Genomic DNA, 26,202 nt, shown 5'->3' with positions numbered 1-26,202 from the left:
TTCGTGCTCCGTGGATCGATTAGATAAGTGTGGTGTCAGCTGCGCAGCAGCAGGCGGTAGGCGGCGTTGTCGCTTTCGTCGCAGTGCGGGTAGCCCAGCGATGCGAGGAAGCGGTGCAGCGCGGCCTGTTCGTCCGCCGGCGCCTGGATGCCGACCAGGATGCGGCCCTGGTCGGCGCCGTGGTTGCGGTAGTGGAACAGGCTGATGTTCCAGTCCGGGTGCAACTGCGCGAGGAAGTCGGGCAGCGCGCCGGGGCGCTCGGGGAAGTCGAAGCGGTACAGGCGCTCGTCCTGCGCCAACGGCGAGCGGCCGCCCACCATGTGGCGCAGGTGCAGCTTGGCCAGCTCGTCGTCGCTGAGGTCCAGCACGTCGAAACCCTGCGTGCGGAACACGGCGGCCAGCGCGGTGCGCTCCGCACGGCTGGCGGTTTGCACGCCCACGAAGATGTGTGCCTGCCGCGCGTCGCCGATGCGGTAGTTGAACTCGGTGATGCTGCGGCGGCCCAGTGCTTCGCAGAAGCGGCGGAAGCTGCCGCGTTCTTCGGGGATGGTCACCGCGAACAGGGCTTCGCGCTGCTCGCCCGCTTCGGCGCGCTCGGCGACGAAGCGCAGCCGCTCGAAGTTCATGTTGGCGCCGGAGACGATGGCCACCAGCGTGGCATCGTGCAGGCCGTGCGCCGCGGCGTACTGCTTCAGCCCGGCCAGCGCCAGCGCGCCGGAGGGCTCGGGCACACTGCGGGTTTCCTGGTAGACGTCGCGGATCGCGGCGCACAGCGCATCGCCATCCACGCGCAGCATCGCATCCACGTGGCGGCGGCAGAGGTCGAAAGTGAGCGCGCCCACTTGCTTCACTGCGGTGCCGTCGGCGAACAGGCCCACTTCAGGTAGCAGCACGCGCGTGCCGTTTTCCAGCGAACGTGCCATCGCGTCGGAATCGGCCGCCTGCACGCCGATCACCTTGGTTTGCGGCGACAGCGCCTTGATGTAGCCGGCCACGCCGGCGAGCAGGCCGCCACCGCCCACCGGCACGAACACCACATCGGGCGCGGCAGGCAACTGCCGCAGCAACTCCATGCCCACGGTCGCTTGACCGGCGATCACGTCGAGGTCATCGAAGGGATGCACGAACACCAGGCCGCGCTCGGCCTCGATGCGTGCGGCGGCGGCTTGCGCGTCGCTGTAGGAGTCGCCGGCCAGCAGCACCTCCACGAACTCGCCGCCGAAGCGGCGCACCGCGTCCACCTTCACCTGCGGCGCGGTCACCGGCATCACGATCACCGCGCGGATGCCGAGCTTGGCCGCCGCCAGCGCCACGCCCTGCGCGTGGTTGCCGGCGGACGCGGCGATCACGCCGCGCGCGCGTTGCGCCTCGCCCAGTGCGGCCATCTTGTTGTACGCGCCGCGCAGCTTGAACGAGAACACCGGCTGCAAATCTTCGCGCTTCAGCAACACCTGGTTGCCGAGGCGCGAGGACAGCAGCACGGCGGGTTCCAGCGGCGTTTCGCGCGCCACTTCGTACACCCGCGCGGCCAGCGTGCGGCGCAGCAGGTCGAAGTCGGCGGGCGCGTCGCCGGAAGGCGTTTCGCGCGTGGCGAGCTGCAGGTTCATGCAGGCGTGGCGGCGAACCGGCTGCCGTCGTGGCTGCCGACCAGCGAAAGACTGTTGGCGTCCAGCACGTCCACCAGCTTGCGCACCTGGCGCAGGATCTGTTGCAGCGTACCTTCGTCGCCGTGCAGCACCAGGGTGAGCTGCGACACTGCGGGGTCGTGCGTGGCGGCCACGGTGAGCGTGTCGATGTTGACGTGGCGCGCGGCGAACAGGCCGGCCACGCGCACCAGCGCACCGGATTCGTTCTGCAGCAGGATGGAGAGGGTGTGTTTCATGGTCTTGCTCCCGACACGGTCATTCGCATCGTTGCGGGTGAATCCCTTCTCCCGGCAGGAGAAGGGACGTGCTTCAGAACATCGACGTCGACGGAACCTCGTTTGCTTCCACCGCCACCGCACCACGCGAGGCGATGAAATCACCGGTGATCATCTGCGCGTAGGTCGCGCCTGGCCCCACCATCGGGTACACGCCGGCATCGGGGTCGATCATCACTTCGAGAAAGGCCGGCCCTTCGAAAGCGAGGAAATCGGCGACGGTGGTGTCGAGCTGCGCCTTGTCGTCGAGGCGACGCACCCACTCGAAGCCGTCGGCCAGCGCGGCGAGCACGAAGTTCTTCTTGTGCAGGCTCTTGTCCGAGGCGGAGAAGCGGCCCTTGAAGAACAGCTTCTGCCACTGCCGCACCATGCCGTCGCCGCTGTTGTTGAGCAGCACGATCTTCAGCGGCAGGCCGTAGGTGGTGACGGTTTCCATCTCGCCGAGGTTCATACGGATGCTGCCGTCGCCGTCGATGTCGATCACCTGCGCATCGGGCCGCGCGAACTGCGCGCCGATCGCCGCGGGCAGGCCGTAACCCATCGTGCCCATCGAGCCGGAGGTGAGCCAGTGGCGCGGCTGCGTGAAATCGAAATACTGCGCGGCCCACATCTGGTGCTGGCCCACGCCGGTGCTGACGATGGCGCGGCCCTGGGTGATACGGTTGATCGCCTCGATCACCGCATACGGCTGAATCAGCGCGTTGTCGCGGTCGTAGTTCATCGCATGGTCGCGCTTCAGCGCGGCAACGTGCGCGTGCCAACCGGCGAGCTGCGGCTGCAGGCCGCGCGCGCGGCCGTAGGCGGTGAGGCGCTCCAGTGCGGGCACCAGCAGGCCCACGTGGTGCCAGTCCACCGTCTTCACCTTGCCGATCTCGGCGGGGTCGATGTCGATCTGCGCGATGAACTTCGCGCGTGGCGCGAACTTGCCCGGCACGCCGGCCACGCGGTCGTCGAAGCGCGCGCCCAGCGCGAACACGAAGTCGCAGTCTTCCACCGCGTAGTTCGCGAAGGCGGTGCCGTGCATGCCCAGCATGTGCAGTGCCCGCGGCGCGGTGCTGTCGTACGCACCCAGGCCCATGAGCGTGGTGGTGACGGGCAGGCCGAACGTGTCGGCGAATTCGCGCAGGGCGGCCGACGCCTCTGCGGCGATCACGCCGCCGCCGGCATAGATCAGCGGACGCTCCGCGCGCATCAGCGCGTCGAAGAAGGCGGCGCAGGCGGCATCGTCCAACCGCGCGTTTTCCACGGTGCGCAGGCGCGCGCGGTAGCCGGGGATGGGCAGGCGGCAGGCGCCGTCGAAACGCAGCGCGGCGTTCTGCACGTCCTTCGGCACGTCCACCACCACCGGGCCGGGGCGACCGCTGCGTGCGATCTCGAACGCGGTGCGCAGCGTGGCTTCCAGCGCGGCGGGGTCGGTGACCAGAAACACGTGCTTGGCGCAGGCGCTCATGATGTTGCTCACCGGCGCTTCCTGGAACGCGTCGGTGCCCAGCGCGGGCGTGGCCACCTGGCCGCAGACCACCACCATCGGCGTGGAGTCGGCCATCGCGTCGCGCACGGGCGTCACGGTGTTGGTGGCGCCGGGGCCGGAGGTGACGATGGCCACGCCCACCTTGCCCGAGGCGCGCGCATAGCCTGCCGCCATGAAGCCCGCGCCCTGCTCGTTGGCCGGCACGATCAGCGGCATCGGCTCGCGGCCATCGGCGGTGGGGTGCTCGGCGTTGTAGCGGAACACCGCGTCGTACACCGGCAGGATGGCGCCGCCGGAATAGCCGAACAGCACGCCCGCGCCTTCGTCGGCCAGTACCTGCACGATCGCCTCGGCGCCGGTCATGGCGTGGCCGGCGAGCGGGTGCTGGTCGAGGGTGGTGGCGACGATGGCCGTCTGCGTTGAGCTGGTCACGATGGGTTCCTGTGGGTGGGTGGAGCAATGGCGTCCGGTTTTCTCTTGCCGTCTTCCGGTTCTTGCCTCATTCCGGCTCTTGCCGTCATTCCGGCCTGCGCCGGGATGACGAATGGCATGCGTCAATTGCGGATCAGGTCGCGCTCGACCGCGGGATGCACCGGCACGCCGAAGGTGGCGATGATCTGCAGGTCCTGCTCCAGCGTGGAGAAGCGCTGCCACTCGATGCCGTTGGCGTCGGTGTTGCTGGCGAAGCCCTGCGCGCTGTCGTCCTCGAAGCCGAGCTGGCAGATCTGGCCGGCCTTCTCCGGCTGCTGGCGGATCGAGAAATTGAGGCTGTCGGTGCGCCACATCGCGTAGATGCCATAGACCAGGGCCTGCGGCGGCTGGCCGAGGCGCTTGCTGTAGTCGGCGATGGAAGCGTCCAGGTCAGCGACGGCCAGTGCGATGTGAAAGCGTTTCATGGCGTACCTCGTGTTCGTTCGTGTGTGAAAGCGGGCCGCGCCGGGGATGTGCGCGGCCCGGTGGTGCATCAACCGACTTTCTTCAGCGCCTCGGCCGGCTTGGCGGCGTCGGACTGCAGCCACGGCATGCGCGCGCGCAGCTTCTTGCCGACCACTTCGACCGGGTGGTCGAGGTCGGCCTGCTTGAACTTCTTGTAGTTGGGCAGGCCGGCGTTGTATTCGGCGATCCAGTTCTTGGCGAAGGTGCCGTCCTGGATGTCCTTCAGCACGCCCTTCATGCGTTCCTTGGTGGCGGCGTCGACGACGCGCGGGCCGCTCACGTAGTCGCCGTACTGCGCGGTTTCGGAGATGAACTCCAGCATGCGGGTGATGCCGCCTTCGTAGAACAGGTCGACGATCAGCTTCAGTTCGTGCAGCACTTCGTAGTAGGCGATCTCCGGCTGGTAGCCGGCTTCCACCAGCGTCTCGAAGCCGGCCTGCACCAGCGACGAGGCGCCGCCGCACAGCACGGCCTGCTCGCCGAACAGGTCGGTCTCGGTCTCTTCCTTGAAGTCGGTCTTGATCAGCATGGCGCGGCCGCCGCCGATGCCGTTGGCGTAGGCATGGGCCTTGGCTTCGGCGTGGCCCGAGACGTCCTGGTGCACGGCCCAGATGCTGGGCACGCCGCGGCCGCGCTCGTACTCGGTGCGCACCAGCGCGCCGGGGCCCTTGGGCGCGACCAGGATGACGTCGATGTCCTTGCGCGGTTCGATCTGCTTGAAGTGCACGTTGAAGCCGTGCGCGAACAGCAGCGCGGCGCCGGGCTTGATGTTCGGCTCGATGCTTTCCGTGTACAGCTTGGGCTGCACCATGTCGGGGGTGAGCACGGCGACCAGGTCGGCGCCCTTCACGGCGTCGCCCGGCTCGGCCACGCTGAAGCCTTCGGCGCGTGCCTTGTCCCAGGAGGGGCCGCCCTTGCGCACGCCGACCACGACGTCGAGACCGGAATCGCGCAGGTTGAGGGCGTGGGCGCGGCCCTGGCTGCCGTAGCCGAGGACGGCGATGCGAGCCTTGGCCAGCGTGTCGTTGGTGGAGGTGGTGCTCATGCGTTGACTCCTTGGTTGATGGCGATGCGTGCGTGTGTGGTGGGGGCGAAGCGGAAGAGGGTTGCCTCCCCTGCGCGCGGCGCGGCGCCGTTCAGGGGGTGGCGACGAGACATGGCCGGGGAGTTGGCATTCGTCGCCGATGACGCCGTGCGCGGCGCACAGGGGAGGACAAGGGTGGCGAAGGCGCGGACGCCTTCGCCGTGGAAACGGGAGCGCGCGCTCAGCCGCATGCGCGTGCTCCGTCGAAATAGCTGCGGTGCGTGGCGGCGTAGTCCGCCAGCGCCTTGAGCACGGCGTCGCGCACTTCGGCGGTGCTGGCGCCGCCGCCGATGTCGCGGGTGTGCGGGCCGTGCCGCAGCACGTGGTCGATGGCGGCTTCCACCGCCTGCGCTTCCGCCTCCAGCTGCAGCGAATGACGCAGCAGCAGCGCGACGGAAAGGATGGTGCCGACGGGGTTGGCCACGCCCTTGCCCGCGATGTCGGGAGCGGAGCCGTGGATGGGTTCGTACAGGCCGTTGCGGCCTTCGCCCAGCGAAGCGGAGGGCAGCAGGCCCAGCGAACCGGCCAGCGCGGCGGCCTCGTCGGTGAGGATGTCGCCGAACAGGTTTTCGGTGACCACCACGTCGTAGCTGCCGGGGCGCGTCAGCAGCAGCATGGCCATCGAATCGACCAGCTGGTGCTCCAGCGCCACGTCCGGGTAGTCGGCGGCGACGCGGGCGACGGTGCGCCGCCACAGGCGCGAGGTTTCCAGCACGTTGGCCTTGTCCACCGAGGTGACGTGGCGGCGGCGCGCGCGGGCCAGTTCGAAGGCGCGGCGCGTGACGCGCTCGACTTCGGCTTCGGTGTACTTGCACTCGTCGGTGGCGTAGTCGGCGCCCTTGGTCTTCGCGCCGAAGTACGCGCCGCCGGTCAGCTCGCGCACGAACAGCACGTCCACGCCCTTGAGCTTCTCGTTCTTCAGCGGCGACAGGTCGGCCAGCGCGGGATGCACGGTGAGCGGACGCAGGTTGGCGTACACGCCCAGCGCGGCGCGCAGGGTCAGCAGGCCCTGCTCGGGGCGCACCGGTGCGTTCGGGTCCGACCACTTCGGGCCGCCCACCGCGCCCAGCAGCACGGCATCGGCCGCCTGGCAGGCTTGCAGCGCGTCGGCCGGCAGCGGCTCGCCGGTGGCGTCGATGGCGGCGCCGCCGATCAGGTGTTCGTCGAACGCGAACTCGTGCTCGAAGTGCGTGGCCACTGCCTCCAGCACGGCGACCGCCGCGGCAGTGACCTCGGGGCCGACGCCGTCGCCGGGCAGGGTGACGATGCGTGCCTTCATGCCGCTTTCTCCTGTTGTTCGTAATGGGCGATCAATTTCTCGTTGTGCAGCAGGTAGCCGAGCTGGTCGACGCCGTGCAGCAGGCAATGGCGCGCGAACGGTTCCAGCACGAAGCCGATGCGGCCGCCGTCGGGCAGCGCGATGTACTGGCCTTCCACGTCGATGCTCAGCTCGATGCCGGGGTTCGCCAGCAGCCACTCGTGTTCGGCGGCGGAAACCACGATGGCCAGCAGGCCGTTCTTCAGCGCGTTGTTGCGGAAGATGTCCGCGATCTCGCTGCACAGCACCGCCTGGATGCCGTAGTCCAGCAGTGCCCACGGCGCATGCTCGCGCGAGGAGCCGCAGCCGAAGTTGCGCCCGGCGACGACGATGGCGCAGCCCTTCGCCTCCGGCCGGTTGAGCGGGAAGGCGGGGTTGTCGCTGCCGTCCGGCAGGTAGCGCCAGTCGTTGAAGCACAGCTTGCCCAGGCCGGCGCGCGTGGTGGTGGTGAGGAAGCGCGCGGGGATGATGCGGTCGGTGTCGATGTTCTCGTCCGCCATCACGGCGGTGCGCGAATGGATGCGGGTGACAGGGCGCATTAAAAAATCTCCGAAGGACAAATTCCCTTCTCCCCGCCGGGGAGAAGGTGCCCCGAAGGGGCGGATGAGGGGCGGGTGCTCGCGGTGATGTGCATCGAGGCGCGCTCTGATGCCGGCCTTTCGCAACCGTGGCCCCTCACCCCAGCCCTCTCCCCGGCGGGGAGAGGGAGCAAGGCAGCATGCGCATTCATGCCGCCACCTCCGTCAGATATTCGCGGGGGTCGGCGATCGCGCCGGCGACGGCAGAGGCCGCGGCGGTGGCGGGGCTGGCCAGTACGGTGCGTGCGCCCTTGCCCTGGCGGCCTTCGAAGTTGCGGTTGGAGGTGGAGACGACCAGCTGGCCAGGCTGCGCCAGGTCGCCGTTCATCGCGATGCACATCGAGCAGCCGGGAATGCGCCACTCGGCACCGGCAGCGCGGAACACTTCGTGCAGACCTTCGGCTTCGGCATCACGGCGCACCGCTTCGGAGCCCGGCACCACCAGCATGCGCACGCCGCTGGCGACGCGGCGGCCGCGCAGCACGCTGGCGGCTTCGCGCAGGTCGGACAGGCGCGAGTTGGTGCAGCTGCCGACGAACACCACGTCGACCTTGGAACCCTGCATGGGCTGGCCGGCGCGGCTCTGCATGTAGTCCAGCGCGCGCTGTTCGACGGCGTTGCGCGCGGCGGGCACCGGTGCGTCCATCGCGATGGCCATGCCGGGGTGGGTGCCGTAGGTGACGGTGGGTTTCACCGTGCCGGCATCGATGCGCACCTCGCGGTCGTACTGCGCGCCGTCGTCGGTCTTCAGCGTGCGCCAGTGCGCCACCGCGCGATCCCATGCTTCGCCCTGCGGCACGCGCGGACGGCCTTGCAGCCAGGCGAAGGTGGTTTCGTCCGGCGCGATCAGACCCGCGCGCGCGCCGGCCTCGATCGACATGTTGCACACGGTCATGCGCTCTTCCATCGACAGCTTCTCGATGGCCGCGCCGCGGTACTCGATGACGTGGCCGGTGCCGCCGTCCACGCCGATGTGGCCGATGATGTGCAGGATCAGGTCCTTCGCACCGACGCCCTTCGGCAGTTCGCCGTCGACGTGGATCGCCAGCGTCTTCGGCTTGCGCTGCAGCAGGCACTGCGTGGCCATCACGTGGCCGACTTCGGTGGTGCCGATGCCGAAGGCCAGCGCGCCGAACGCACCGTGGGTGGAGGTGTGGCTGTCGCCGCAGACGATGGTGTTGCCCGGCTGCGTGGCACCCAGCTCGGGACCGATCACGTGCACGATGCCGCGCTCGCTGCTGTCCCAGCCGTGCAGCTCGATGCCGAACTCGCGGCAGTTCACTTCCAGCTGCGCGACCTGCGCCTTGGCTTCGGCGTTGGCGTAGGGGCGCTCGCCATCGGCGCCGGCGGGCAGGGTGGGCGTGGAATGGTCCAGCGTGGCCAGCGTGCGATCGGTGCGGCGCAGCTTCAGGCCGCGCGAGCGCAGTTCGTCGAAGGCCTGCGGCGAGGTGACTTCGTGCACCAGGTGCAGGTCGATGTAGAGGATCGCCGGGGTATCGGCGGTCTCGGGCGCGACTACGTGGGCGTCCCAGATTTTTTCGAAGAGAGTTTTTGCACTCATGCCGAGGCTTCCATCGGAGCGGGCTGTTGTTGAGGAGTGCGGCCATGGATGGCCGCTTTTTGATCTTCGCGGTCAGGGACGGCCGCACTGGTAAACCCTTGGCCCAGGGTCGCCGTACGGGCCGGATCAACCACATCCAACCAGCCCCACTTGTCGTGGGTGCGGCCGTCGAACAAACCGAAGAACGCCTCGCGCAGCGCGCGCGTCACCGGGCCGGGCTTGCCGTTGCCCACGGGCTTGCGGTCCACCGAGCGCACCGGGGTGATCTCGGCGGCGGTGCCGGTCATGAACATTTCGTCGGCGGTGTACAGCGCCTCGCGCGGCAGCTCGCGTTCTTCCGCTTCGATGCCCAGCTCGGCGGCCAGCGTGAGCACGCTGTCGCGGGTGATGCCGGCCAGGATGCCGGCGCTGGACGGCGGCGTGACCAGCTTGCCGCGCTTGACCAGAAACAGGTTCTCGCCCGCGCCTTCGCTGAGCAGGCCGTTGTGGCCCAGCGCGATGCCTTCGTCGTAGCCGCCGCGGCGCGCTTCCAGTCCGATCAGCTGGCTGGACAGGTAATTGCCGCCGGCTTTGGCCCAGCTGGGGATGGTGTTGGGCGCTGGGCGGTTCCACGAGGACACGCACACGTCCGCGCCGCGTTCGGCGGCATCGCCGAGATACGCACCCCATGCCATCGCCATGATCGCCACGTCCACCGGCGCGCCGTCTTTCGGCAGCACGCCCAGGCCGCCGGCGCCGCGGAACACGATGGGCCGCACGTAGGCGGACTGCATGCCGTTGGCGCGGATCACATCGTGGCAGGCGGCGTCGATCTCGGCTTCGGTGTAGCCGACGTCGATCTCGTACACCTTGGCCGATTCGAACAGGCGGCGCGTGTGGTCGGCGAGGCGGAAGTAGGCCGGGCCGTTGGGCGTGGCGTACACGCGTTCGCCCTCGAACACCGAGGAGCCGTAGTGCAGCGCGTGCGTGCTGACGTGGACGTTGGCTTCGGCCCAGGGCTTGATACGGCCGTTGTGCCAGAGGAAGGCAGTGTTGCTCATGCGTTGAGGTTCCCGTGCTTACAGGTGGGCGACGATGGCCGGCGCGGGCGCCGGAGCCTGTCGTTCGATGCGGTTGACGATGGCCAGCGCGGCCTGCGCGGTGGCTTCCACGATGTCGGTGCTCATGCCGTGGCCGCGCCAGTTGCGCTCGGCGTGGCGTGCGGTGAGGTTGGCTTGGCCTTGCGCGTCGCCGCCCGCGCTCACCGCGCGCACGTGGAATTCGGTGACGTCCAGCGCGCTGCCGGTGGCGCGTTCGATGGCGCGCAGCACGGCATCCACCGGGCCGTCGCCGATTGCCGCTTCGCCGGTTTCGCGGCCGTCGGCGTGGCGCAGCTTCACCGAGGCCGAGGCGCTGCCGCCCAGGTGGGTGCTGGTGCTCAGCTGCACCAGCTGCCACGGGCCCTGCGCTTCGGGGTCGTGGCCCAGTGCCAGGGCTTCCAGGTCTTCGTCGTGGATCTCGCGCTTCTTGTCGGCCAGCGTCTTGAAGCGCGCGAAGATCGCGTCCATCGCGGTCTCGTCGGGGGTATGGCCCAGCGCCTGCAGGCGCTGGCGCAGCGCGGCGCGGCCGGAGTGCTTGCCCAGCACCAGCTTGGTCTCGGCGATGCCGACGTCCTGCGGGCGCATGATTTCGTAGGTGCCGCGGTGCTTGAGCATGCCGTGCTGGTGGATGCCCGATTCGTGCGCGAAGGCGTTGGCGCCCACGATGGCCTTGTTGCGCTGCACGTTCTGCCCGGTCAGTTCGCTGAGCAGGCGCGAGGCGGGGTAGAGCTTGCGGGTGTCGATGCGCGTGTCGGTGTTGAACCAGGCGCCGCGCACCTTCATCGCCATCACGATTTCTTCCAGCGCGGCGTTGCCCGCGCGCTCGCCGATGCCGTTGATGGTGCATTCCACCTGGCGCGCGCCGGCGCTCACGGCGGCCAGGCTGTTGGCCACGCCCAGGCCCAGGTCGTTGTGGCAGTGGCTGGAGAACACCACGTGCTTGCCGCGCTTGACGTGGGCGATGAGGTAGGCGAAGCGGTCGGCGATTTCGGTGGGCGTCATGTAGCCCACGGTGTCCGGCGCGTTCAGCGTGCTGGCGCCGGCGGCGGCGGCGGCGTTGAACACTTCGACCAGGAATTCCGGCTCGGTGCGCATCGCGTCTTCGGCGGAGAACTCCACTTCGTGCGCCAGCTGCATGGCGCGCTCCACCGAGGCGACGGCGGTGTCCAACACCTGCTGCTTGCTCATGTTGAGCTTGTGCTCGCGGTGCAGCGGGCTGGTGGACAGGAACACGTGGATGCGCGAGCGCTTGGCCGATTCCAGCGCGCGGCCCGCGCTGTCGATGTCGCCCGGCACGCAGCGCGCCAGCGCGCAGGCAGTGGTCTGCGTGAGCATGCCGGCGATCTGCGCGACCGCGGCGAAATCGTCCGGCGACGCCTGCGGGAAGCCCGCCTCCAGCACGTCCACGCCCAGCGATTCGAGCATCTGCGCCATGCGCAGCTTGGCGCGCCGGTCCATCGAGAAGCCGGGCGTCTGCTCGCCGTCGCGCAGGGTGGTGTCGAAGATGCGCACGTGTTCGGCGGCTACGTCGCCGATATCGCTTTGCGTGTCGTTCTGCTGGGTTTCCATGGTTGGCTCCGCTGTGTGGGTGCGGCGCCGAGGGCAACAAAAAACCCCGCTCCATTTCTGGTGCGGGGTTCTTTGGGTGTTTTCAGGTTCTTTCTAGCTACCTGGACACATGCCCTCAGCCCGCACCTCCGTTGGTAATAAGGAGTACGAGTACAAGGGCAAGAAGGAGGGTGCCGCGTAGTTGCAGCAGGCCGGCGACCGTCGCGAGACGGTTCGTTTCGGCAATGTTGCGGTGGCTGCTGCGATGCGACATAGGTTCGACCCTAAGGCATGCCTGTTCGGCCTGTCAACCGCTTTTTCATGAAAAGAACTTCTATGCCGCAGTTTTGGGCGTTTAGACGGCTAGGTGTCCGAATGCGGCGGGCCGCCGCAGGCGCGCGGCTTCAGTCGCGGACGTCGAGCAGCGCCAGCAGGCCCTGGCGGCGGCGCGGCGAGAGCCTGCGGGCGGCCTGCAGCAGGAGCTTTTCGTCGGCGCTCAGCACGTCGTAGCCATGCGCCTGTTCGCCCACCCCGGGCGGCATCACCATGGGGCCGCGGCCGGTGGCGAGCCAGTCGAGGCTGACGCGGCAGTCGTCGGCGATTTCGACCAGGCGGTGGATGTCGGGCATGGCGCGTCCCGCCAACCACAGGCGGGCGGTTTCGCGGGCGACGGCGTAATGGTTGGCCAAGGCGGTAGTGCGCTGCCGACCCGGGAGAATCGCCGTGCGGTCGAGCGCCTGGTGGAGGCGTTGCCCGAAATGGCGGGGTGCGGAGGCTCTGGGGCTCATGGACGAGCGAGTGTTGCATTTGCGACATGTTAGATATCCAAATCAGCATGGTTGACAGTCGCAAATTTGGGTTGCAATTATCGCGCGTCCATGCCCGCGGATTCCGAGGGTTTCCTGCCGGGGGACGCATGGACGCACCGGCCGTGGCGTAGGAGATGCCTGCAATGGACACGATGATCGTGCTGCACCTGCATTTGACGCAGGCCGAGCTGAGCAGCCTGCTGATGGCCCAGATCAACCAGACCCGCCACAGCCGGCTAACCCAGGGCAGGGAAAGCCTGCACGCCCTCACCGATCTCGCGGTGCTGGAGAAGCTGGTGGCGGCGCAGCGTGACGCGCGCCCGGGGATGCTGCTGGAGCCGTAGCCGACCGCCCGGAAACGGCGCCAAACCACCGTTCATCACTTGCCGGACCGCTCTGGCCCGGCATTCCGTGCGTCCGCCGGGCGCCTCGGCGGGGCACTTTACAAGGCTGCATGAAAACGTTTACGTTGTGCGCGCCCCCGGTCCGGTCCGGGGGCTCGAACTCGGGGGAGGGCGGCGGACGTGACGGTAACCATCAAGGACGTAGCGCGCGAAGCGAAGGTCTCGGTGGCCTCGGTGTCGCGCGCCCTGAACGGGGTCGGCGGAGTAACGCCCGCGACCGAGCAGCGCATCCGCGAGGTCGCCGCGCGCCTGCGCTACGTGCCCCACGGCGCCGCGCGCAGCCTGATCACCAAGCGCACGCATACGGTGGGCGCGCTGATGCCCGACCTGCACGGCGAGTTCTTCTCCGAACTGATCCGCGGCATCGACCTGGAGGCGCGCACGCACGGCCTGCACCTGCTGGTGTCCAGTTCGCACAACGGTGCGGACGACGCGGCGGCGGCGCTGCGCGCCATGCAGGGCCGCGTGGACGGCATCGTGATCCTGTCCTCGCCGGGCGTGGACGCGGCCTTCCTGAAAACCAACCTGCCGGAAAGCCTGCCCACGGTGCTGCTCAACAGCGACATGAAGGCCGGCGCCGCCGCGGTGCTGAACATCGACAACTTCGCCGGCACCTACGCGATGGTGCGCCACCTGGCCAGCCTGGGGCACCGGCGCATCGCCTTCGTCACCGGACCGAAGAACAACTTCGACGCCCGGCAGCGCGAGGCGGGTTTCCGCGCGGCGATGACCCGGCTGGTTCCGGGCACCTCGCCGCGCATCGTGTCGGGCGACTTCAGCGAGGCCTCCGGCTACCTGGCCGGGCGCGAGCTGTTGTCCGGCAAGGTGCGCCCGCAGGCGGTGTTCGCCGCCAACGACATGATGGCCGTGGGCTGCCTGCAGGCCTTCAAGGAGGCCGGCATCGCCGTGCCGGGCGACATCGCCCTGGTCGGCTTCGACGACATTCCGATCGCGCGCTACGTCACGCCGCCGTTGAGCACGGTGCGCGTACGGATCGCGGAGTTGGGCAAGAACGCCATGGATTTGCTGGCCGACCTGATAAATCGCCCCGGGTCATCGGCCGCATCGGTACACACGCTCGGCTGCGACATCGTCGTGCGCGAGTCTTGTGGGGGAGCATCGGGGCGGAATCTCAATCATCACAACCAAGAAAATCCATCGCGCGTCGAATCGACGACGAAATTGGAGGGGAGTTCATGAGCAGTCACCAGTCTTTCAAGAAGCGTTTGCTGCCGGCCGCCGTCGTCGCGGCCATGATGGTGTCGGCACCCGGCATCGTGATGGCGCAGACATCCGACGCCACCCTGCGCGGCAATGCCGCGCCCAACACCAGCGTCACCGTCAAGAACACCGCCACCGGCGCGACGCGCGTCACCCAGTCGAGCAAGGACGGCAGCTTCGCCATCGTCGGCCTGCCGTCGGGCACCTACTCGGTGCAGACCGGCGCGGGCGTGCAGAAGACGATCACGCTCAACGTGGCCTCGATCAGCACGGTCGACCTGACCGCCGCCGCGGCCAGCACGGCGGCGCCGGTCAATGCCAAGACGCTGGGCGGCGTGTCGGTATCCGCGGTGACCACGGACATCCCGGAAGTGACCACGTCCGAGGTCGGCAACATCGTTTCGATGCGCGACATCGCGGCGCTGCCGGAGGCTTCGCGCAACTTCCTGGAGCTCGCCGACATCGTGCCGGGCATGGTGTTCACGCGCAACGCCGACGGCACCACCAGCCTGCGTTCCGGCGCCCAGGCCAGCAGCAACATCAACGTGTACATCGACGGCGTCGGGCAGAAGAACTACGTGCTCTCCGGCGGCATCACCGGCCAGAACGCCAGCCAGGGCAATCCGTTCCCGCAGCTGGCGATCGGTTCGTACAAGGTCATCACCTCCAACTACAAGGCGGAGTACGACCAGATTTCCTCGGCGGCCATCACGGCCGAAACCAAGTCCGGCACCAACGAGTATCACGGCGACGTGTTCGGCAGCTTCACCAACACCCGCATGCGTGCCGAGACGCCGGCCGAGCAGGCGGCGGACTACAAGACCCCGTCGCACGAAAAGGACTACGGCTTCGACTTCGGCGGCCCGATCGTGAAGGACATGGCGCACTTCTACGTGGCCTACGAGGGCAAGGAGTTCGACAGTCCCACCACCGTCGTGCCCGGCGTCACCGGCTACACCAGCTATCTCCCGGCCAGCGTGCAGTCGCAGCTGGGACCGGCCAGCCTGCCGTTCAAGGAGAACGACTGGTTCGGCAAGCTGGACTTCGAGCCCACCGACCATGATCGCTTCGAATTGAGCGGCAAGTACCGCGACGAGACCTCCATCAGCGGCGTCGGCGGCACGAATACCGCCACGGCAGGACTCAACACGGTCAATACCGACAAGCGCGTCGACTTGCGCTGGGATCACAGTGCCTACAGTTGGTTCAACCGGTTGCAGTTCACCTACGAAGACGCGTTCTATGCGCCCACGCCGATCATTCTCGGCGACGGCAGCCTGTATTCGCCGATCGGCGCCGAGCAGAACAAGACCATCGTGGTGACGGGCAACTCGCCACTGGCCCAGCAGAACAAGGGCCAGAAGGGGCCGGCGATCCAGGACGACCTGACTTTCAACGACCTGGAATGGAACGGCGACCACGTCATCAAGATGGGCTTCAAGTACAAGGCCGTGAAGCTCACCGCGTTGGACTCCGGCGATTCGAACGCGCTGTTCAATTACGCAGTGACGCCTGCCGGCACGGAGTCGATCCCGTACGAAGTGCAGTTCGGTTCGCCCACACCGGGCTTGAACCCGACGGCGACCAGCTCGGACAAGCAGTTCGGCGCCTACGTGCAGGACGACTGGACGGTGGACGACCACCTGACCTTGAACGTGGGCGTGCGCTGGGATTACGAGAAGACGCCGTCCTATCTCAACTACGTGACTCCCGCGAACGTCGTGTCGGCTTTCCAGATGCAGGATCCGAACGCGCCGGCCGGACAGACCTACGCGCAGACGCTGGCGATGGGCGGCGTGAACGTCAACGACTACATCAGCACCGGCCACAACCGTCACGCGCAGACCAACGAGTGGCAGCCGCGCTTCGGCTTCTCGTACGACATCAACGGCGACCAGAAGCACGTGATCTTCGGCGGCATCGGCCGCTCCTACGACCGCGATCTGTACGAGTCGCTGCAGGTCGAGCAGACCAAGTCGGTGCTGTCGCAGCCCCAGCTGTTCTTCAACACGCCTGACGTGCCGTGCACGGTCGGCGTGAACAGCTGCTATGCGTGGAACCCGGCCTACCTCAACATTTCGACGCTGCAATCCTTGGTGGCCGGAAGCACGGCCGGCAAGGAAGTCGACATGGTCAACAACAACCTCAAGGCGCCGTATTCCGACCAGTTCAGCATCGGCATGCGCAACCAGATCGGCGACTGGAACACCAGCGCGACGTTCACCGACATCCGCAGCTACGATGGCCTGGTGTACACGCTGGGCAACCGTTACCCGAACGGCAGCTTCTGGGCAAGCTGCGGCGCCGGCTGCATCAGCCAGCCCTGGGGCAACGGCATTCCCGGCTTCGGCAGCCTGATCATCGGCAACAACGGACTGGAGACGCATGCCGACGAGATCCTGCTGTCCGCCGACAAGCCCTATACGCAGGAATCACACTGGGGCGCGACGATTGCCTATACCTACTCGCACACCAGCCAGAACAACGACAACAACGATCCCACCGACCAGTACGCGTTCGACTACGAGACGATCGGCAACTACCCGTTCACCTCGTCCGGCGTGGCCAAGCACCGCCTCGTGGCGACGGGCACGTTCGACGGTCCGTGGGGTTTCGTGCTGGGCGCCAAGCTGACCCTGTCCACGCCGGTTCCCGACCTCAACCTCGCCTGCTACGGAGCGACGGGTACCCTGGTGGACAGTGGCGGCATTGCCGGCAGCGGCTGTCGTTCGGTGGCCATCGCGCCGCCAGGCAACGGGCGCTTCCTGATCGGCGGCAAGATCTTCGGTTACCGCGACCTGGACTTCCAGGCCACCAAGAACTTCAAGCTCTACGGCAACCTCAACGCCTACGTGCGCTTCGACCTGATCAACGCGTTCAACTGGAGCAACTACGTCGACTATCTGGAGACCTGGGGTTCGAACGGCGTGATGCAACGCACGCCGGTGATCTACAACCCCACCGGCGACATCACGGGCTACCCGCGCATGGTCAAGCTCTCGATGGGGCTGAGCTTCTGATGACACGGGCTGGGGTGCCTGGTGCGCCCCAGCCTTTCTTCACGCAAGATGTGGGCTGCATCTGTCGGTGCGATGCCTGTGTACCGGGTTTTCATCGACAGGGTTTGTCGGCGGCGGTGATGGAGACCGCCTGAGCACGTGCCGTGGCGTCGGCATGGCGTGGTGCAGCCATGGATCCACTCCATCAACACGAGGTTCGAATGTCTTCATCCCCTTGGCGCGGCCTGCGCGTCTTCGCGGCGGCCGCTCTCGCGGTTCTGGTTGCCGGTGTGCCTGCACGTGCGGCGCAACCGATTGCGCCACCGCAACCCGACACCCTGACCTACCAGGCGCTGGCACCCGACCAGCGGGCTTTCATCGACGACCTGGAACACCGCACCTTCGACTGGTTCTGGCAGAGCGCCGATCCGTATACGGGGCTGGTGCCGGACTCGTGGCCGAACCACACCTTCTCCTCCGTCGCCGCCGTCGGCTTCGGCTTGACGGCCTACGGCATCGGCGCGGAGCACGGCTACATCACGCGCGAGCAGGCGGTGCAGCGCACCCTGACCACGCTGCGCTTCTTTGCCAATGCGCCGCAGAACGGCAGCGAAGACGACACTGCCGGCTACCACGGTTTCTTCTACCACTTCCTCAACATGCAGACGGGCGTGCGCGAGGCGCGCCACGTGGAGCTGTCCAGCGTGGACACCACGCTGATGATGGGCGGCGTGCTGTTCGCGGAGAGCTACTACGACCGCGGCACGCCGCAGGAGAAGGAGATCCGCAAGCTCGCCGACCAGCTCTACCGCGCCATCGACTGGCCGTGGATGCAGGCGCGCAAGCCGCTCATCAGCATGGGCTGGACGCCGGGCGGCAAGTTCATCGATGCCGACTGGCAGGGCTACGACGAGGGCAAGCTGGTCTACATCCTCGCGCTGGGCTCGCCCACGCATCCGGTGGGTGCGGACGCCTGGGCCGCGTGGTGCGCCACCTATCCGAAATACTGGGGCACGTTCCAGGGCTATACCTTCCTCAACTTCGGTCCGCTGTTCGGCCACCAGTTCACCGAGTCGTGGGTGGACTTCCACGGCATCCGCGATCCCTGGGGGCGTGCGCACAACCTGGATTACGTGGAGAACGGCCGGCTGGCGACCTGGGCGCAGCGCGCCTACGCCATCGCCAACCCCGGCCACTGGACGGACTACGGCGCCGACGTGTGGGGCCTGACCGCCAGCGACGGGCTGGGCGACATCACCGAGAGCTCGCCGCAGGGCGTGCGCCGTTTCAGCGCGTACATGGCGCGCGGCGCGGGACTGGACGACATCACCGACGACGGCACCATCGCGCCCGCGGCGGCGGGCGGCTCCATTGCGTTCGCGCCGTCCATTGTGGTGCCCGCGCTGATGACGATGAAGCAGCGCTATGGCCGCTACATCTACAACCGCTACGGCTTCGTCGATGCCTTCAACCCAAGCTTCCACGGCACGCCGGAGAACGGCCGTACCTATCCCGGCTTCGGCTGGGCCGACAACCAGCAACTCGGCATCGACCAGGGGCCCATCCTGCTGATGATCGAGAACTGGCGCAGCGGCATGGTGTGGAACGTGATGAAGAAGAACCCCTACATCCGCCAAGGCCTGCAGCGCGCCGGTTTCACCGGCGGTTGGCTGGAGCGTCACTGAGGCGGCGGGGATGCGCACCCGTGCAAGCGGCGTTATGTGGCGACGGTGGGCATCCATCGTCGTCGCGCTCTGCGTTGCCGGCTGCGCGCGCAAGCAGGACGACACGCTGGTGCTCTGGACGTTCGGGCCCGAGGGCGAAGCCGTCGGCAGCCTGTTGCCGGATTTCGAGCGTGCGCACCCGGACATCCATGTCGAGGTGCAGCAGCTGCCGCTGAGTGCGGCGCACCAGAAGCTGCTCACGGCGATTGCCGGCGACACCACGCCGGACATGGCGCAGCTCGGCAACACCTGGTTGCCCGAGATGGTGACGCTGCACGCGCTGGCGCCTCTGCAGCAGCGAGTGGCCGGTTCTGCGGCGGTGGCGCCAGCGGATTACTTCGCCAGCATCTGGACCACCAATCTCAGCGACGGCCGGCTGTACGGCATCCCGTGGTACGTGGACACGCGCCTGCTGTTCTACCGCAGCGACTTGTTGAAGCAGGCGGGCTTCGATGCACCGCCGCGCGACTGGGCCGAGTGGCGGCGCATGCTGGCCGCGCTCAGCCATCCGGAACGCAAGGTCTACGGCATCCTTTTGCCGACCAACGAGTACGAGCAGCTGTTGTCGCTGGCCTTGCAGCAACCCGACCCCCTGTTGCGCGACGGCGACAGCCGCGGCAATTTCGAGAGCGCCGGTTTCAAGCGTGCGCTGGCGTTCTACGTGGACACCTTCCGCCTGCAGCAGGCGCCGGTGGTCACCAACGTGGAAGTGAGCGACCCGTGGGACGAGTTCGGCCGCGGCGTGTATGCGTTCTATTTCTCGGGGCCGTGGAACGTCGCCGAGTTCCGCAAGCGCCTGCCGGCGGACGAGCAGGGCGACTGGGCCACGGCGCCGCTGCCGGGACCGGACGGGCCCGGTGCGGGTTTCGCCGGCGGTGCCAGTCTGGTGGTGTTCCGTGCATCGAAGCACCAGCGCGCGGCATGGGCGCTTATCGAATACCTGTCGCAGCCGCAGGTGCAGCAGCGCTTCTACCAACTCACCGGCGACATGCCGCCGCGCCGCAGCAGCTGGGACAGCCCGCTGTTGCAGAATGACGCAGCCATGCATGCCTTCCGCGACCAGCTCGAACGCGTGAAACCCACGCCGGCGGTGCCCGAGTGGGAACGCATCGCGGTGATGATGCAGCAGGTCGCCGCGCGCGCCGTGGCCGGCGAGCTGACGGTGGACCAGGCCGCGGCGGAGATGGATCGCCAGGCCGACCGCATCCTCGCCAAGCGGCGTTCGCTGCAGGAGGCGCGGCGATGAAGGGCTCGCGCGCGGCGTGGCTGTTCCTCGCACCGGCGCTGCTGGTGCTGGCCGTGTTCTTCCTGCTGCCGGTGCTAGGCGCGCTCGCGCTCAGCTTCACCGACTACGACCTCTATGCGCTGGCCGACCTGCGCAATCTGCGCTTCGTGGCGCTGGGCAATTACTGGATGCTGCTGCACCGGCCGCAGTTCTGGGCGGCGCTGGGGCATACGTTCTATTTCGTGGTGGCGGGTGTGCCGCTGTCGATGATGGCTTCGCTGGGTGCGGCGCTGCTGTTGCATTCGCCGCTGGCGCGCTGCAAGGCGTTCTTCCGCACCGCGCTGTTCGCGCCGGTGGTGACCACGGCGGTGGCGACGGCGGTGGTGTGGCGCTACCTGTTCAGCACCAAGTACGGCTGGGCCAACCACCTGCTCGGCATGCTGGGCATCCATCCGGTGGACTGGCTGGGCGATCCGCACTGGGCGATGCCCACCATCATCCTGTTCGCGGTGTGGAAGAACTTCGGCTACAACATGATCATCCTACTGGCCGGCCTGCAGGCGGTGCCCGCGGATCTGTACGAGGCGGCGCGCATCGATGGCGCCTCGGCCTGGCGGCAGTTCCGCCACATCACCTTGCCGGCCTTGGGACCGACCCTGCTGATGGTGGCCATCCTCACGGTGTCGGGCTATTTCCAGCTGTTCGCCGAACCTTACGTGATGACCGAGGGCGGCCCGCTGGAAAGCACCACCAGCGTGCTGTACCTGATGTACGAGGACGGCTTCCAGTGGTGGAACCTCGGCGTCGCCACGGCGGAGGCCTTCGTGCTGTTCCTGGTGATGTTCGCGGTGACCGCGGCGATGCTGCGGCTGTCGCGCAAGGCGGCGGCATGAACCCGCGGCTGGCGAAGGCGCTGATCAACGGCCTGCTGCTGGGCGGTGCGGCGGTGGCGCTGTTCCCGCTGCTGTGGATGCTCGCGGTGTCGTTCATGCCGTCCGGCACGTCCAATGCGCTGCCGCCGCCGCTGTGGCCGGCGCATCCCGTGCTGGACAACTACCGGCAGCTGTTCGAACGCGCCGGCATGGGCCGTTACCTGTTCAACAGCCTGCTGATCTCCGGCGCGATCTCGCTGCTGTCGCTGCTGTTCAACGTGCTGGCGGGCTATGCCTTCGCCAAGCTGCGCTTCGCGGGGAGCGAGCACTTGTTCCGCGTGCTGCTCGGCCTGCTGGTGGTGCCGGCGCAGGTGGCGATGCTGCCGCTGTTCCTGATGTTCAAGTATGCGGGGCTGGTGGACAGCTACGTGGGCGTGGTGCTGCCGGGGATGGCCTCGGTGCTCGGCATCTTCCTGGTGCGCCAGTACGCGCGCGGCCTGCCCGACGAGTTGCTGGAGGCTGCGCGCATCGACGGCGCCAGCGAGCTGCATATCTTCGTGCGCATCGTGCTGCCGTTGCTGCGGCCGGTGGTGGCGACGCTGGCGATCCTCACTTTTCTCACCGCGTGGAACGATTTCATGTGGCCGCTGATCGAGTTGACCGGGCAGGGGCATTACACGCTGCCGCTGGGGTTGGCCTCGATGGCGCGCGAGCATACGGAGGGTACAGAGCAGATGATGGCGGGGTCGGTGCTCACCGTAGTTCCAGTGCTGGCGCTGTTCCTGGCGATGCAGCGGCATTACTTGGATGGCCTGTTGCTGGGCAGTGTGAAGGGATGAGAGCGCACTCTCCCGTTGCCTTGTCGCCAGCGACAGAGCGGTTTCGTCCGCCTGCCGGCGGCCGAGCTACTTCTCTTTTGCTTGTCCAAAAGAGAAGTAGCCAAGAGAAAACGACACCCCGCGGCGACGCTTTCCGTCCATCCATGGACGGAAAGTGCGTGAGGCGCGGCCGGGCTTTTCGGCCGGGCTCCTGCCCGGTCGAAAAGGCGTTGCCATCCATGGCAACGCCCGCTGCGCGGCCTGATCGTCCACGCCTCACCGTCGTCGAGGGGCCCCGGGAAGAGCGGGTGCGCGTCGTGCGCACCAGAAGCAAAAGCGCTGCGAGTTCGCAGTGTTTCAGCTCAATGGATGCGTGCGCCGTCGCGCGGATCGAAGAAGTGCAGGCGCTGCGTGGCGATGCCCAGTCGCACGTTTTCGCCCGGTGCACAGGCAACACCCGGCGGCGTGCGCGCGACCAGCGGCAGGTCGTCATAGCGCAGGTTGAGGAAGACTTCGTTGCCCACCGGTTCCAGTACTTCCAGTCGCGCTTCCAGCGCGGCGGCGGGATCGCCGGCGGCGAGCGGATGCAGGTCTTCCGGGCGCAGGCCGAGCACCACTTCGCGGTCGTGCCAGCTGGCGAGTGCATCCGATTGCGGCGGCGCGCCGAGTCGTATCGTGCCGCCTGCGGTGGCCAGCGCGAGGCCGTCCTGCGCATGCAGCGTGCCGCGCAGCAGGTTCATCGCGGGGCTGCCGAGGAAGCCGGCCACGAACAGGTTGGCGGGGCGCTCGTAGAGGCCCATCGGCGTGTCGATCTGCTGGATCGCGCCCTGGTCGAACACCACGATGCGCTGGCCCAGCGTCATCGCCTCGACCTGATCGTGCGTGACGTAGACCATGGTGGTGCCGAAGCGGCGGTGCAGCCGGGCGATTTCCACGCGCATCGACAGGCGCAGCCGCGCGTCCAGGTTGGACAGCGGTTCGTCGAGCAGGAACACCGCAGGCTGGCGCACCATCGCGCGGCCAAGCGCCACGCGCTGGCGCTGGCCGCCGGACAGCGCGGCGGGGCGCGCATCCAGCCGCTGCTGCAGTTCCAGCAGTTGCGCGACTTCATCCACGCGCCGCGCGATTTCCGCCCGCGGCATGCCGCGCAGGCGCAGGCCGAAGCCGAGGTTCTCGGCCACCGTCATGTGCGGATAGAGCGCGTAGTTCTGGAACACCATCGCGATGTCGCGGTCCTTCGGCGCCACGTCGTTGACCACGCGGCCGCCGATGCGCAGCGTGCCGGCGCTGATGGTCTCCAGCCCCGCGATCATGCGCAGCAGGGTGGTCTTGCCGCAGCCGGAGGGGCCGACCAGCACCAGCAGCTCGCCGTCGGCGATGTCGAAGCTGGCGCCGGCCACGCCGACGTGCCCGTTGGGATAGACCTTGCGCAGGTTGTCGAGACTGACGGTGGCCATCGGCGCTGCGCGTTCCCAGGTGGTTGCCGCGATAAGGAGGACGCCGTCGCAGGAAAGAGCGTGCATCCCGGGGCGGCGTTCAGCTATTCTCGGTATGAAAACGGTTACATCAAGCCGCAGTGCGGCATTCGAGAGTTTGGGAATCCATGACGCAACGCTACCGCTTTCCGGACGGCTTCCTCTGGGGTGCGGCCACCTCCGCCTACCAGATCGAGGGTTCGCCGCTGGCGGACGGCGCCGGCCCCAGCATCTGGCAGCGCTACGCGCATACGCCGGGGATGATGGCGAACGGCGACAACGGCGACGTGGCCTGCGACCACTACCGCCGCTACAGGGACGACGTGCAGCTGATGCGCGCGCTGGGCCTGCAGAGTTACCGCTTCAGCGTGAACTGGGCGCGCGTGCTGCCCGAGGGCACCGGTCGCGTCAATGCGAAGGGCCTGGACTTCTATTCGCGGCTGGTGGACGAACTGCTGGAAAACGGCATCACGCCGAACGTCACGCTGTTTCACTGGGACCTGCCGGCGGCGCTGGACGATCGCGGCGGCTGGCTCAACCGCGACAGCGCGCACTGGTTCGCCGAGTACGCGGCGACGATGTTCAAGGCGTTGGACGATCGCGTGCCCTGGTGGTCCACGCTCAACGAGCCGTGGGTGGTGGTCGACGGCGGCTACCTGCACGGCACCGCCGCGCCGGGGCATCGCAACCTGTATGAAGCGCCGCTGGTCGCGCACAACCTGATGCGCGCCAGCGGCGCGGGCATCCAGGCCTATCGCGCGCACGGCAAGCACGCGATCGGCGTGGTGTTCAACATCGAGCCCAAGTACGCGGCGTCCGAGCGTGCGGAAGACCTTGCCGCCACGCGCCGCGCCAACGCCTACATGAACCAGCAGTTCGCCGATCCGGCGCTGCTCGGCAGCTATCCCGCCGAACTGGCCGAGGTCTACGGCGATGCGTGGCCGGATTTCCCGGCGGACGATTTCAAGCTGACCAAGCAGCCGGTCGATTTCGTCGGCCTCAATTACTACACGCGCGCGGTGGTGCGGCACGATGCCGGCGCGCTCCCGCTGCGCGCCGCGCCGGTGCCGCAGCCGCAGCACACCCGCACCGAAACCGGCTGGGAGGTGTACGAGCAGGGCCTGGTCGACATGCTCACCGGATTCCGCGAGCGCTACGGCGACATGCCCCTCTACATCACCGAGAACGGCTCCGCCTTCTACGACCCGTCGACGGCCGAGGGCGAGGTGCTGGAAGACCCGCTGCGCATGGACTATCTGCGCAAACACCTCCAGGCCGCGCATCGCGCCATCGAGGCGGGCGTGAACCTCAAGGGCTATTACGCCTGGTCGCTGATGGACAACCTGGAATGGTCGCTGGGCTTCGCCAAGCGCTTCGGCCTGTACCACGTCGATTTCGCCACGCAGAAGCGCACGCCCAAGGCCACCGCGAAGTTCTATGCGCGGGTGATCGAAAGCCACGGCGGCGCGCTGGGCGAGCCCTGAAAAACCGGATCATGCGCCGCGGCGCGGAGGGAGCGAGATGAAGTACACGAAGACCATGCCGCGATGGCCCATGCTGGGCCTGCTGGCAACCTGTCTGCTGGCCGCGGGCGCGGCGCAGGCCGCGCCGGCCGCCGACGCCGACGTGCAGATCACGGTGGACGCGAAGGCGCAGGGCACGCCGTTCCCGCACTACTGGGAGCAGATGTTCGGCTCCGGCCGCGCGGCGCTGGCGCTGCGCGACGACTACCGCAAGGACCTGGTCGACGTGAAGCAGGCCACGGGCTTCGAGTACGTGCGCTTCCACGGCATCTTCGACGAAGACGTGGGCCTGTTCCATCTCGGCAAGAACGGCCAGCCGTTCTACAACGCTGCCGACAAGTCGGGCGGCGACGGCAAGCCCGTCTACAACTTCTCGTACGTGGACCAGATCTACGACGGCCTGCTGGAACGCGGCGTGCGTCCCTTCGTCGAGCTGGGCTTCATGCCGGACGAGATGTCGTCCGACCCCAAGGCGATCCAGGATTTCTGGTACCACCCCAATGTCGCGCCGCCGAAGGACTATGCGCTGTGGGACGGCATGATCCGCGCCTTTGCGCAGCACCTGATCGCGCGCTACGGCATCGATGAAGTGTCGCAGTGGTATTTCGAAGTGTGGAACGAACCGAACATCGGCTTCTGGGCCGGCAACCCCAAGATGCCCACCTACTACACGCTGTACGACCACACCGCGCGTGCGCTGAAGGCGGTGAGCCCGCGTTTGCGCGTTGGCGGGCCGGCCACGGCGCAGGCCGCCGAAGTCGGCGACTTCCTCAAGCACGTGCACGAAGCAAATGTGCCGGTGGATTTCGTCAGCACCCACGTCTATGGCGACGACACCGCGGACAACGTGTTCCACACCAGCGAGAACATCCCGCGCAAGGACATGGTGTGCCGCGCGGTGGACAAGGCGCACAAGGAGGTACTCGCTTCGCCGTACCCGAAGCTGCCGTTCTTCATGAGCGAGTTCAACGCCTCCTACGCCAACCTGCCCAACGTCACCGACACGGTGTACATGGGCCCGTGGCTGGCCAACACCATCCGCGCTTGCGCGGGCAAGGTGGACGCGATGAGCTACTGGTCGTTCTCCGACGTGTTCGAGGAAGGCGGCGTGGTGCGTTCGCCGTTCTACGGCGGCTTCGGCCTGATCGCCGAGGACCGCATCCCCAAGCCGGCCTTCAACGCCTTCACCATGCTGCACAAGCTGGGCGACGTGCAGCTGCCGGTGTCTTCCGATTCTGCATTGGCCACGCGCCGCGCCGACGGCACGCTGGTGCTCGCGCTGTGGAACTACGCGCCGCCGGTGGGCGACACCGCCAGCTACACCGTCGGCCAGCCGAAGGGCGAGACGAAGCACTTCGAGGTCGACCTGTCCTCGCTGCCGGCGAATGCCGCGGCGACGGTGTGGCGCCTGGACGGAACGCACGGCAATGTCGTCGCCACGTTCGACCGCATGGGCCGTCCGACCTTCCCGTCGCGCGAGCAGATCGCGCAGTTGCGCGCCGCCGGACAGATGGCCGCGTCCGAACAGGTCGCGCTGCACGACGGCAAGCTCGGCCTCGACATTCCGCCGCAGGGCCTGGTGGTGGTCGAGGTGCATTGACGACAGGTCATGCCTCGCACTTCCCCGCATGCGGGA

The 26,202-nt window shown here is 67.7% G+C and carries 21 protein-coding genes; 9 read left to right on the top strand and 12 right to left on the bottom strand.

Features of this window, described 5'->3' with window-relative positions; translation table 11 throughout:
• Positions 1–35: 35 nt before the first annotated feature.
• From ilvA to IHE46_RS02435, 11 genes are all read right to left on the bottom strand, one after another.
• On the bottom strand, positions 36–1,607 hold the full coding sequence (gene ilvA, locus IHE46_RS02485) for a threonine ammonia-lyase, biosynthetic (RefSeq protein ID WP_192163008.1): 1,572 nt from the start codon (positions 1,605–1,607) through the stop codon (positions 36–38).
• Positions 1,604–1,882, bottom strand: a complete 279-nt coding sequence (ilvN, locus tag IHE46_RS02480) for an acetolactate synthase small subunit (RefSeq protein WP_192163007.1) — start codon at positions 1,880–1,882, stop codon at positions 1,604–1,606. The genes ilvA and ilvN overlap by 4 nt, the downstream gene beginning before the upstream one ends.
• A gap of 73 nt (positions 1,883–1,955) precedes the next feature.
• The gene (gene ilvB / locus IHE46_RS02475; protein ID WP_192163138.1) at positions 1,956–3,755 is read right to left on the bottom strand and encodes a biosynthetic-type acetolactate synthase large subunit; all 1,800 of its coding nucleotides are present in this window, start codon (positions 3,753–3,755) and stop codon (positions 1,956–1,958) included.
• A 191-nt stretch (positions 3,756–3,946) separates the two neighbouring features.
• Positions 3,947–4,288 (bottom strand): hypothetical protein, encoded by a 342-nt coding sequence (locus IHE46_RS02470; RefSeq protein WP_192163006.1) that lies wholly within the window; start codon positions 4,286–4,288, stop codon positions 3,947–3,949.
• Positions 4,289–4,356: 68 nt separating this feature from the next.
• Positions 4,357–5,373 (bottom strand): ketol-acid reductoisomerase, encoded by a 1,017-nt coding sequence (gene ilvC / locus IHE46_RS02465; protein ID WP_192163005.1) that lies wholly within the window; start codon positions 5,371–5,373, stop codon positions 4,357–4,359.
• Positions 5,374–5,593: 220 nt separating this feature from the next.
• Positions 5,594–6,691, bottom strand: coding sequence for a 3-isopropylmalate dehydrogenase (gene leuB / locus IHE46_RS02460; RefSeq protein WP_192163004.1), 1,098 nt, complete (start codon positions 6,689–6,691; stop codon positions 5,594–5,596).
• Positions 6,688–7,269, bottom strand: coding sequence for a 3-isopropylmalate dehydratase small subunit (leuD, locus tag IHE46_RS02455; protein WP_192163003.1), 582 nt, complete (start codon positions 7,267–7,269; stop codon positions 6,688–6,690). Before leuD ends, leuB begins: the two co-directional genes overlap by 4 nt.
• A gap of 187 nt (positions 7,270–7,456) precedes the next feature.
• Complete coding sequence (gene leuC / locus IHE46_RS02450) at positions 7,457–8,869, bottom strand: 3-isopropylmalate dehydratase large subunit (RefSeq protein WP_192163002.1); 1,413 nt, start codon at positions 8,867–8,869, stop codon at positions 7,457–7,459.
• Positions 8,866–9,909, bottom strand: a complete 1,044-nt coding sequence (locus IHE46_RS02445) for a branched-chain amino acid transaminase (RefSeq protein ID WP_192163001.1) — start codon at positions 9,907–9,909, stop codon at positions 8,866–8,868. Before IHE46_RS02445 ends, leuC begins: the two co-directional genes overlap by 4 nt.
• 18 nt (positions 9,910–9,927) lie before the next feature.
• Complete coding sequence (locus tag IHE46_RS02440) at positions 9,928–11,517, bottom strand: 2-isopropylmalate synthase (RefSeq protein ID WP_192163000.1); 1,590 nt, start codon at positions 11,515–11,517, stop codon at positions 9,928–9,930.
• 383 nt (positions 11,518–11,900) lie between these two features.
• Complete coding sequence (locus IHE46_RS02435; protein WP_192162999.1) at positions 11,901–12,284, bottom strand: helix-turn-helix domain-containing protein; 384 nt, start codon at positions 12,282–12,284, stop codon at positions 11,901–11,903.
• Between the two features lie 164 nt (positions 12,285–12,448).
• Between IHE46_RS02435 and IHE46_RS02430 the strand changes: the two genes are divergently transcribed.
• The 7 genes from IHE46_RS02430 to IHE46_RS02400 all read left to right on the top strand — a co-directional run bounded on the left by IHE46_RS02430 (position 12,449) and on the right by IHE46_RS02400 (position 21,589).
• Positions 12,449–12,649: a hypothetical protein gene (locus IHE46_RS02430; RefSeq protein WP_192162998.1), complete on the top strand. Its 201-nt coding sequence runs from the start codon at positions 12,449–12,451 to the stop codon at positions 12,647–12,649.
• Between the two features lie 180 nt (positions 12,650–12,829).
• Entirely contained in the window at positions 12,830–13,909 is a 1,080-nt protein-coding gene (locus IHE46_RS02425; protein WP_192162997.1) for a LacI family DNA-binding transcriptional regulator, read from the top strand.
• The gene (locus IHE46_RS02420) at positions 13,906–16,950 is read left to right on the top strand and encodes a TonB-dependent receptor (protein ID WP_225562723.1); all 3,045 of its coding nucleotides are present in this window, start codon (positions 13,906–13,908) and stop codon (positions 16,948–16,950) included. Before IHE46_RS02425 ends, IHE46_RS02420 begins: the two co-directional genes overlap by 4 nt.
• A gap of 200 nt (positions 16,951–17,150) precedes the next feature.
• Positions 17,151–18,614, top strand: coding sequence for a glucoamylase family protein (locus IHE46_RS02415; protein WP_192162996.1), 1,464 nt, complete (start codon positions 17,151–17,153; stop codon positions 18,612–18,614).
• Positions 18,615–18,624: 10 nt separating this feature from the next.
• A complete protein-coding gene (locus IHE46_RS02410; protein WP_225562722.1) occupies positions 18,625–19,899 on the top strand; it encodes a sugar ABC transporter substrate-binding protein in 1,275 nt (424 codons plus the stop codon).
• Positions 19,896–20,771, top strand: a complete 876-nt coding sequence (locus IHE46_RS02405) for a sugar ABC transporter permease (protein ID WP_192162995.1) — start codon at positions 19,896–19,898, stop codon at positions 20,769–20,771. Before IHE46_RS02410 ends, IHE46_RS02405 begins: the two co-directional genes overlap by 4 nt.
• A complete protein-coding gene (locus IHE46_RS02400) occupies positions 20,768–21,589 on the top strand; it encodes a carbohydrate ABC transporter permease (protein ID WP_192162994.1) in 822 nt (273 codons plus the stop codon). Before IHE46_RS02405 ends, IHE46_RS02400 begins: the two co-directional genes overlap by 4 nt.
• 341 nt (positions 21,590–21,930) lie before the next feature.
• Here IHE46_RS02400 and ugpC read toward each other — a convergent pair whose 3' ends face one another.
• Positions 21,931–23,025 carry a sn-glycerol-3-phosphate ABC transporter ATP-binding protein UgpC gene (gene ugpC / locus IHE46_RS02395; RefSeq protein WP_192162993.1) on the bottom strand — a complete coding sequence of 365 codons (1,095 nt, stop codon included), beginning with the start codon at positions 23,023–23,025 and terminating at the stop codon, positions 21,931–21,933.
• 146 nt (positions 23,026–23,171) lie between these two features.
• On the opposite strand from ugpC, the gene IHE46_RS02390 reads away from it, so the two are divergent.
• On the top strand, positions 23,172–24,527 hold the full coding sequence (locus IHE46_RS02390) for a GH1 family beta-glucosidase (protein WP_192162992.1): 1,356 nt from the start codon (positions 23,172–23,174) through the stop codon (positions 24,525–24,527).
• Positions 24,528–24,564: 37 nt separating this feature from the next.
• A complete protein-coding gene (locus IHE46_RS02385; protein ID WP_192162991.1) occupies positions 24,565–26,166 on the top strand; it encodes a glycosyl hydrolase family 39 in 1,602 nt (533 codons plus the stop codon).
• The last annotated feature ends 36 nt before the right edge of the window (positions 26,167–26,202 follow it).

Origin of the sequence: Rhodanobacter sp. DHG33, from assembly GCF_014843005.1 — a bacterium.
GTDB lineage: Bacteria > Pseudomonadota > Gammaproteobacteria > Xanthomonadales > Rhodanobacteraceae > Rhodanobacter_A.
This window is presented reverse-complemented; position numbering and strand designations above follow the sequence as displayed.

Excerpts from the sequence above, each read along its gene's own strand:
- ilvA (WP_192163008.1), bottom strand. The coding sequence starts at position 1,607 with ATGAACCTGCAGCTCGCCACGCGCGAAACGCCTTCCGGCGACGCGCCC.
- leuB (WP_192163004.1), bottom strand. The coding sequence starts at position 6,691 with ATGAAGGCACGCATCGTCACCCTGCCCGGCGACGGCGTCGGCCCCGAG.
- IHE46_RS02410 (WP_225562722.1), top strand. The coding sequence starts at position 18,625 with ATGCGCACCCGTGCAAGCGGCGTTATGTGGCGACGGTGGGCATCCATC.
- ilvC (WP_192163005.1), bottom strand. The coding sequence starts at position 5,373 with ATGAGCACCACCTCCACCAACGACACGCTGGCCAAGGCTCGCATCGCC.
- IHE46_RS02400 (WP_192162994.1), top strand. The coding sequence starts at position 20,768 with ATGAACCCGCGGCTGGCGAAGGCGCTGATCAACGGCCTGCTGCTGGGC.
- IHE46_RS02390 (WP_192162992.1), top strand. The coding sequence starts at position 23,172 with ATGACGCAACGCTACCGCTTTCCGGACGGCTTCCTCTGGGGTGCGGCC.
- leuC (WP_192163002.1), bottom strand. The coding sequence starts at position 8,869 with ATGAGTGCAAAAACTCTCTTCGAAAAAATCTGGGACGCCCACGTAGTC.
- ilvB (WP_192163138.1), bottom strand. The coding sequence starts at position 3,755 with ATGACCGGCGCCGAGGCGATCGTGCAGGTACTGGCCGACGAAGGCGCG.
- IHE46_RS02430 (WP_192162998.1), top strand. The coding sequence starts at position 12,449 with ATGGACACGATGATCGTGCTGCACCTGCATTTGACGCAGGCCGAGCTG.
- ilvN (WP_192163007.1), bottom strand. The coding sequence starts at position 1,882 with ATGAAACACACCCTCTCCATCCTGCTGCAGAACGAATCCGGTGCGCTG.
- IHE46_RS02385 (WP_192162991.1), top strand. The coding sequence starts at position 24,565 with ATGAAGTACACGAAGACCATGCCGCGATGGCCCATGCTGGGCCTGCTG.
- IHE46_RS02415 (WP_192162996.1), top strand. The coding sequence starts at position 17,151 with ATGTCTTCATCCCCTTGGCGCGGCCTGCGCGTCTTCGCGGCGGCCGCT.
- IHE46_RS02435 (WP_192162999.1), bottom strand. The coding sequence starts at position 12,284 with ATGAGCCCCAGAGCCTCCGCACCCCGCCATTTCGGGCAACGCCTCCAC.
- leuD (WP_192163003.1), bottom strand. The coding sequence starts at position 7,269 with ATGCGCCCTGTCACCCGCATCCATTCGCGCACCGCCGTGATGGCGGAC.
- ugpC (WP_192162993.1), bottom strand. The coding sequence starts at position 23,025 with ATGGCCACCGTCAGTCTCGACAACCTGCGCAAGGTCTATCCCAACGGG.
- IHE46_RS02420 (WP_225562723.1), top strand. The coding sequence starts at position 13,906 with ATGAGCAGTCACCAGTCTTTCAAGAAGCGTTTGCTGCCGGCCGCCGTC.
- IHE46_RS02440 (WP_192163000.1), bottom strand. The coding sequence starts at position 11,517 with ATGGAAACCCAGCAGAACGACACGCAAAGCGATATCGGCGACGTAGCC.
- IHE46_RS02405 (WP_192162995.1), top strand. The coding sequence starts at position 19,896 with ATGAAGGGCTCGCGCGCGGCGTGGCTGTTCCTCGCACCGGCGCTGCTG.
- IHE46_RS02445 (WP_192163001.1), bottom strand. The coding sequence starts at position 9,909 with ATGAGCAACACTGCCTTCCTCTGGCACAACGGCCGTATCAAGCCCTGG.
- IHE46_RS02470 (WP_192163006.1), bottom strand. The coding sequence starts at position 4,288 with ATGAAACGCTTTCACATCGCACTGGCCGTCGCTGACCTGGACGCTTCC.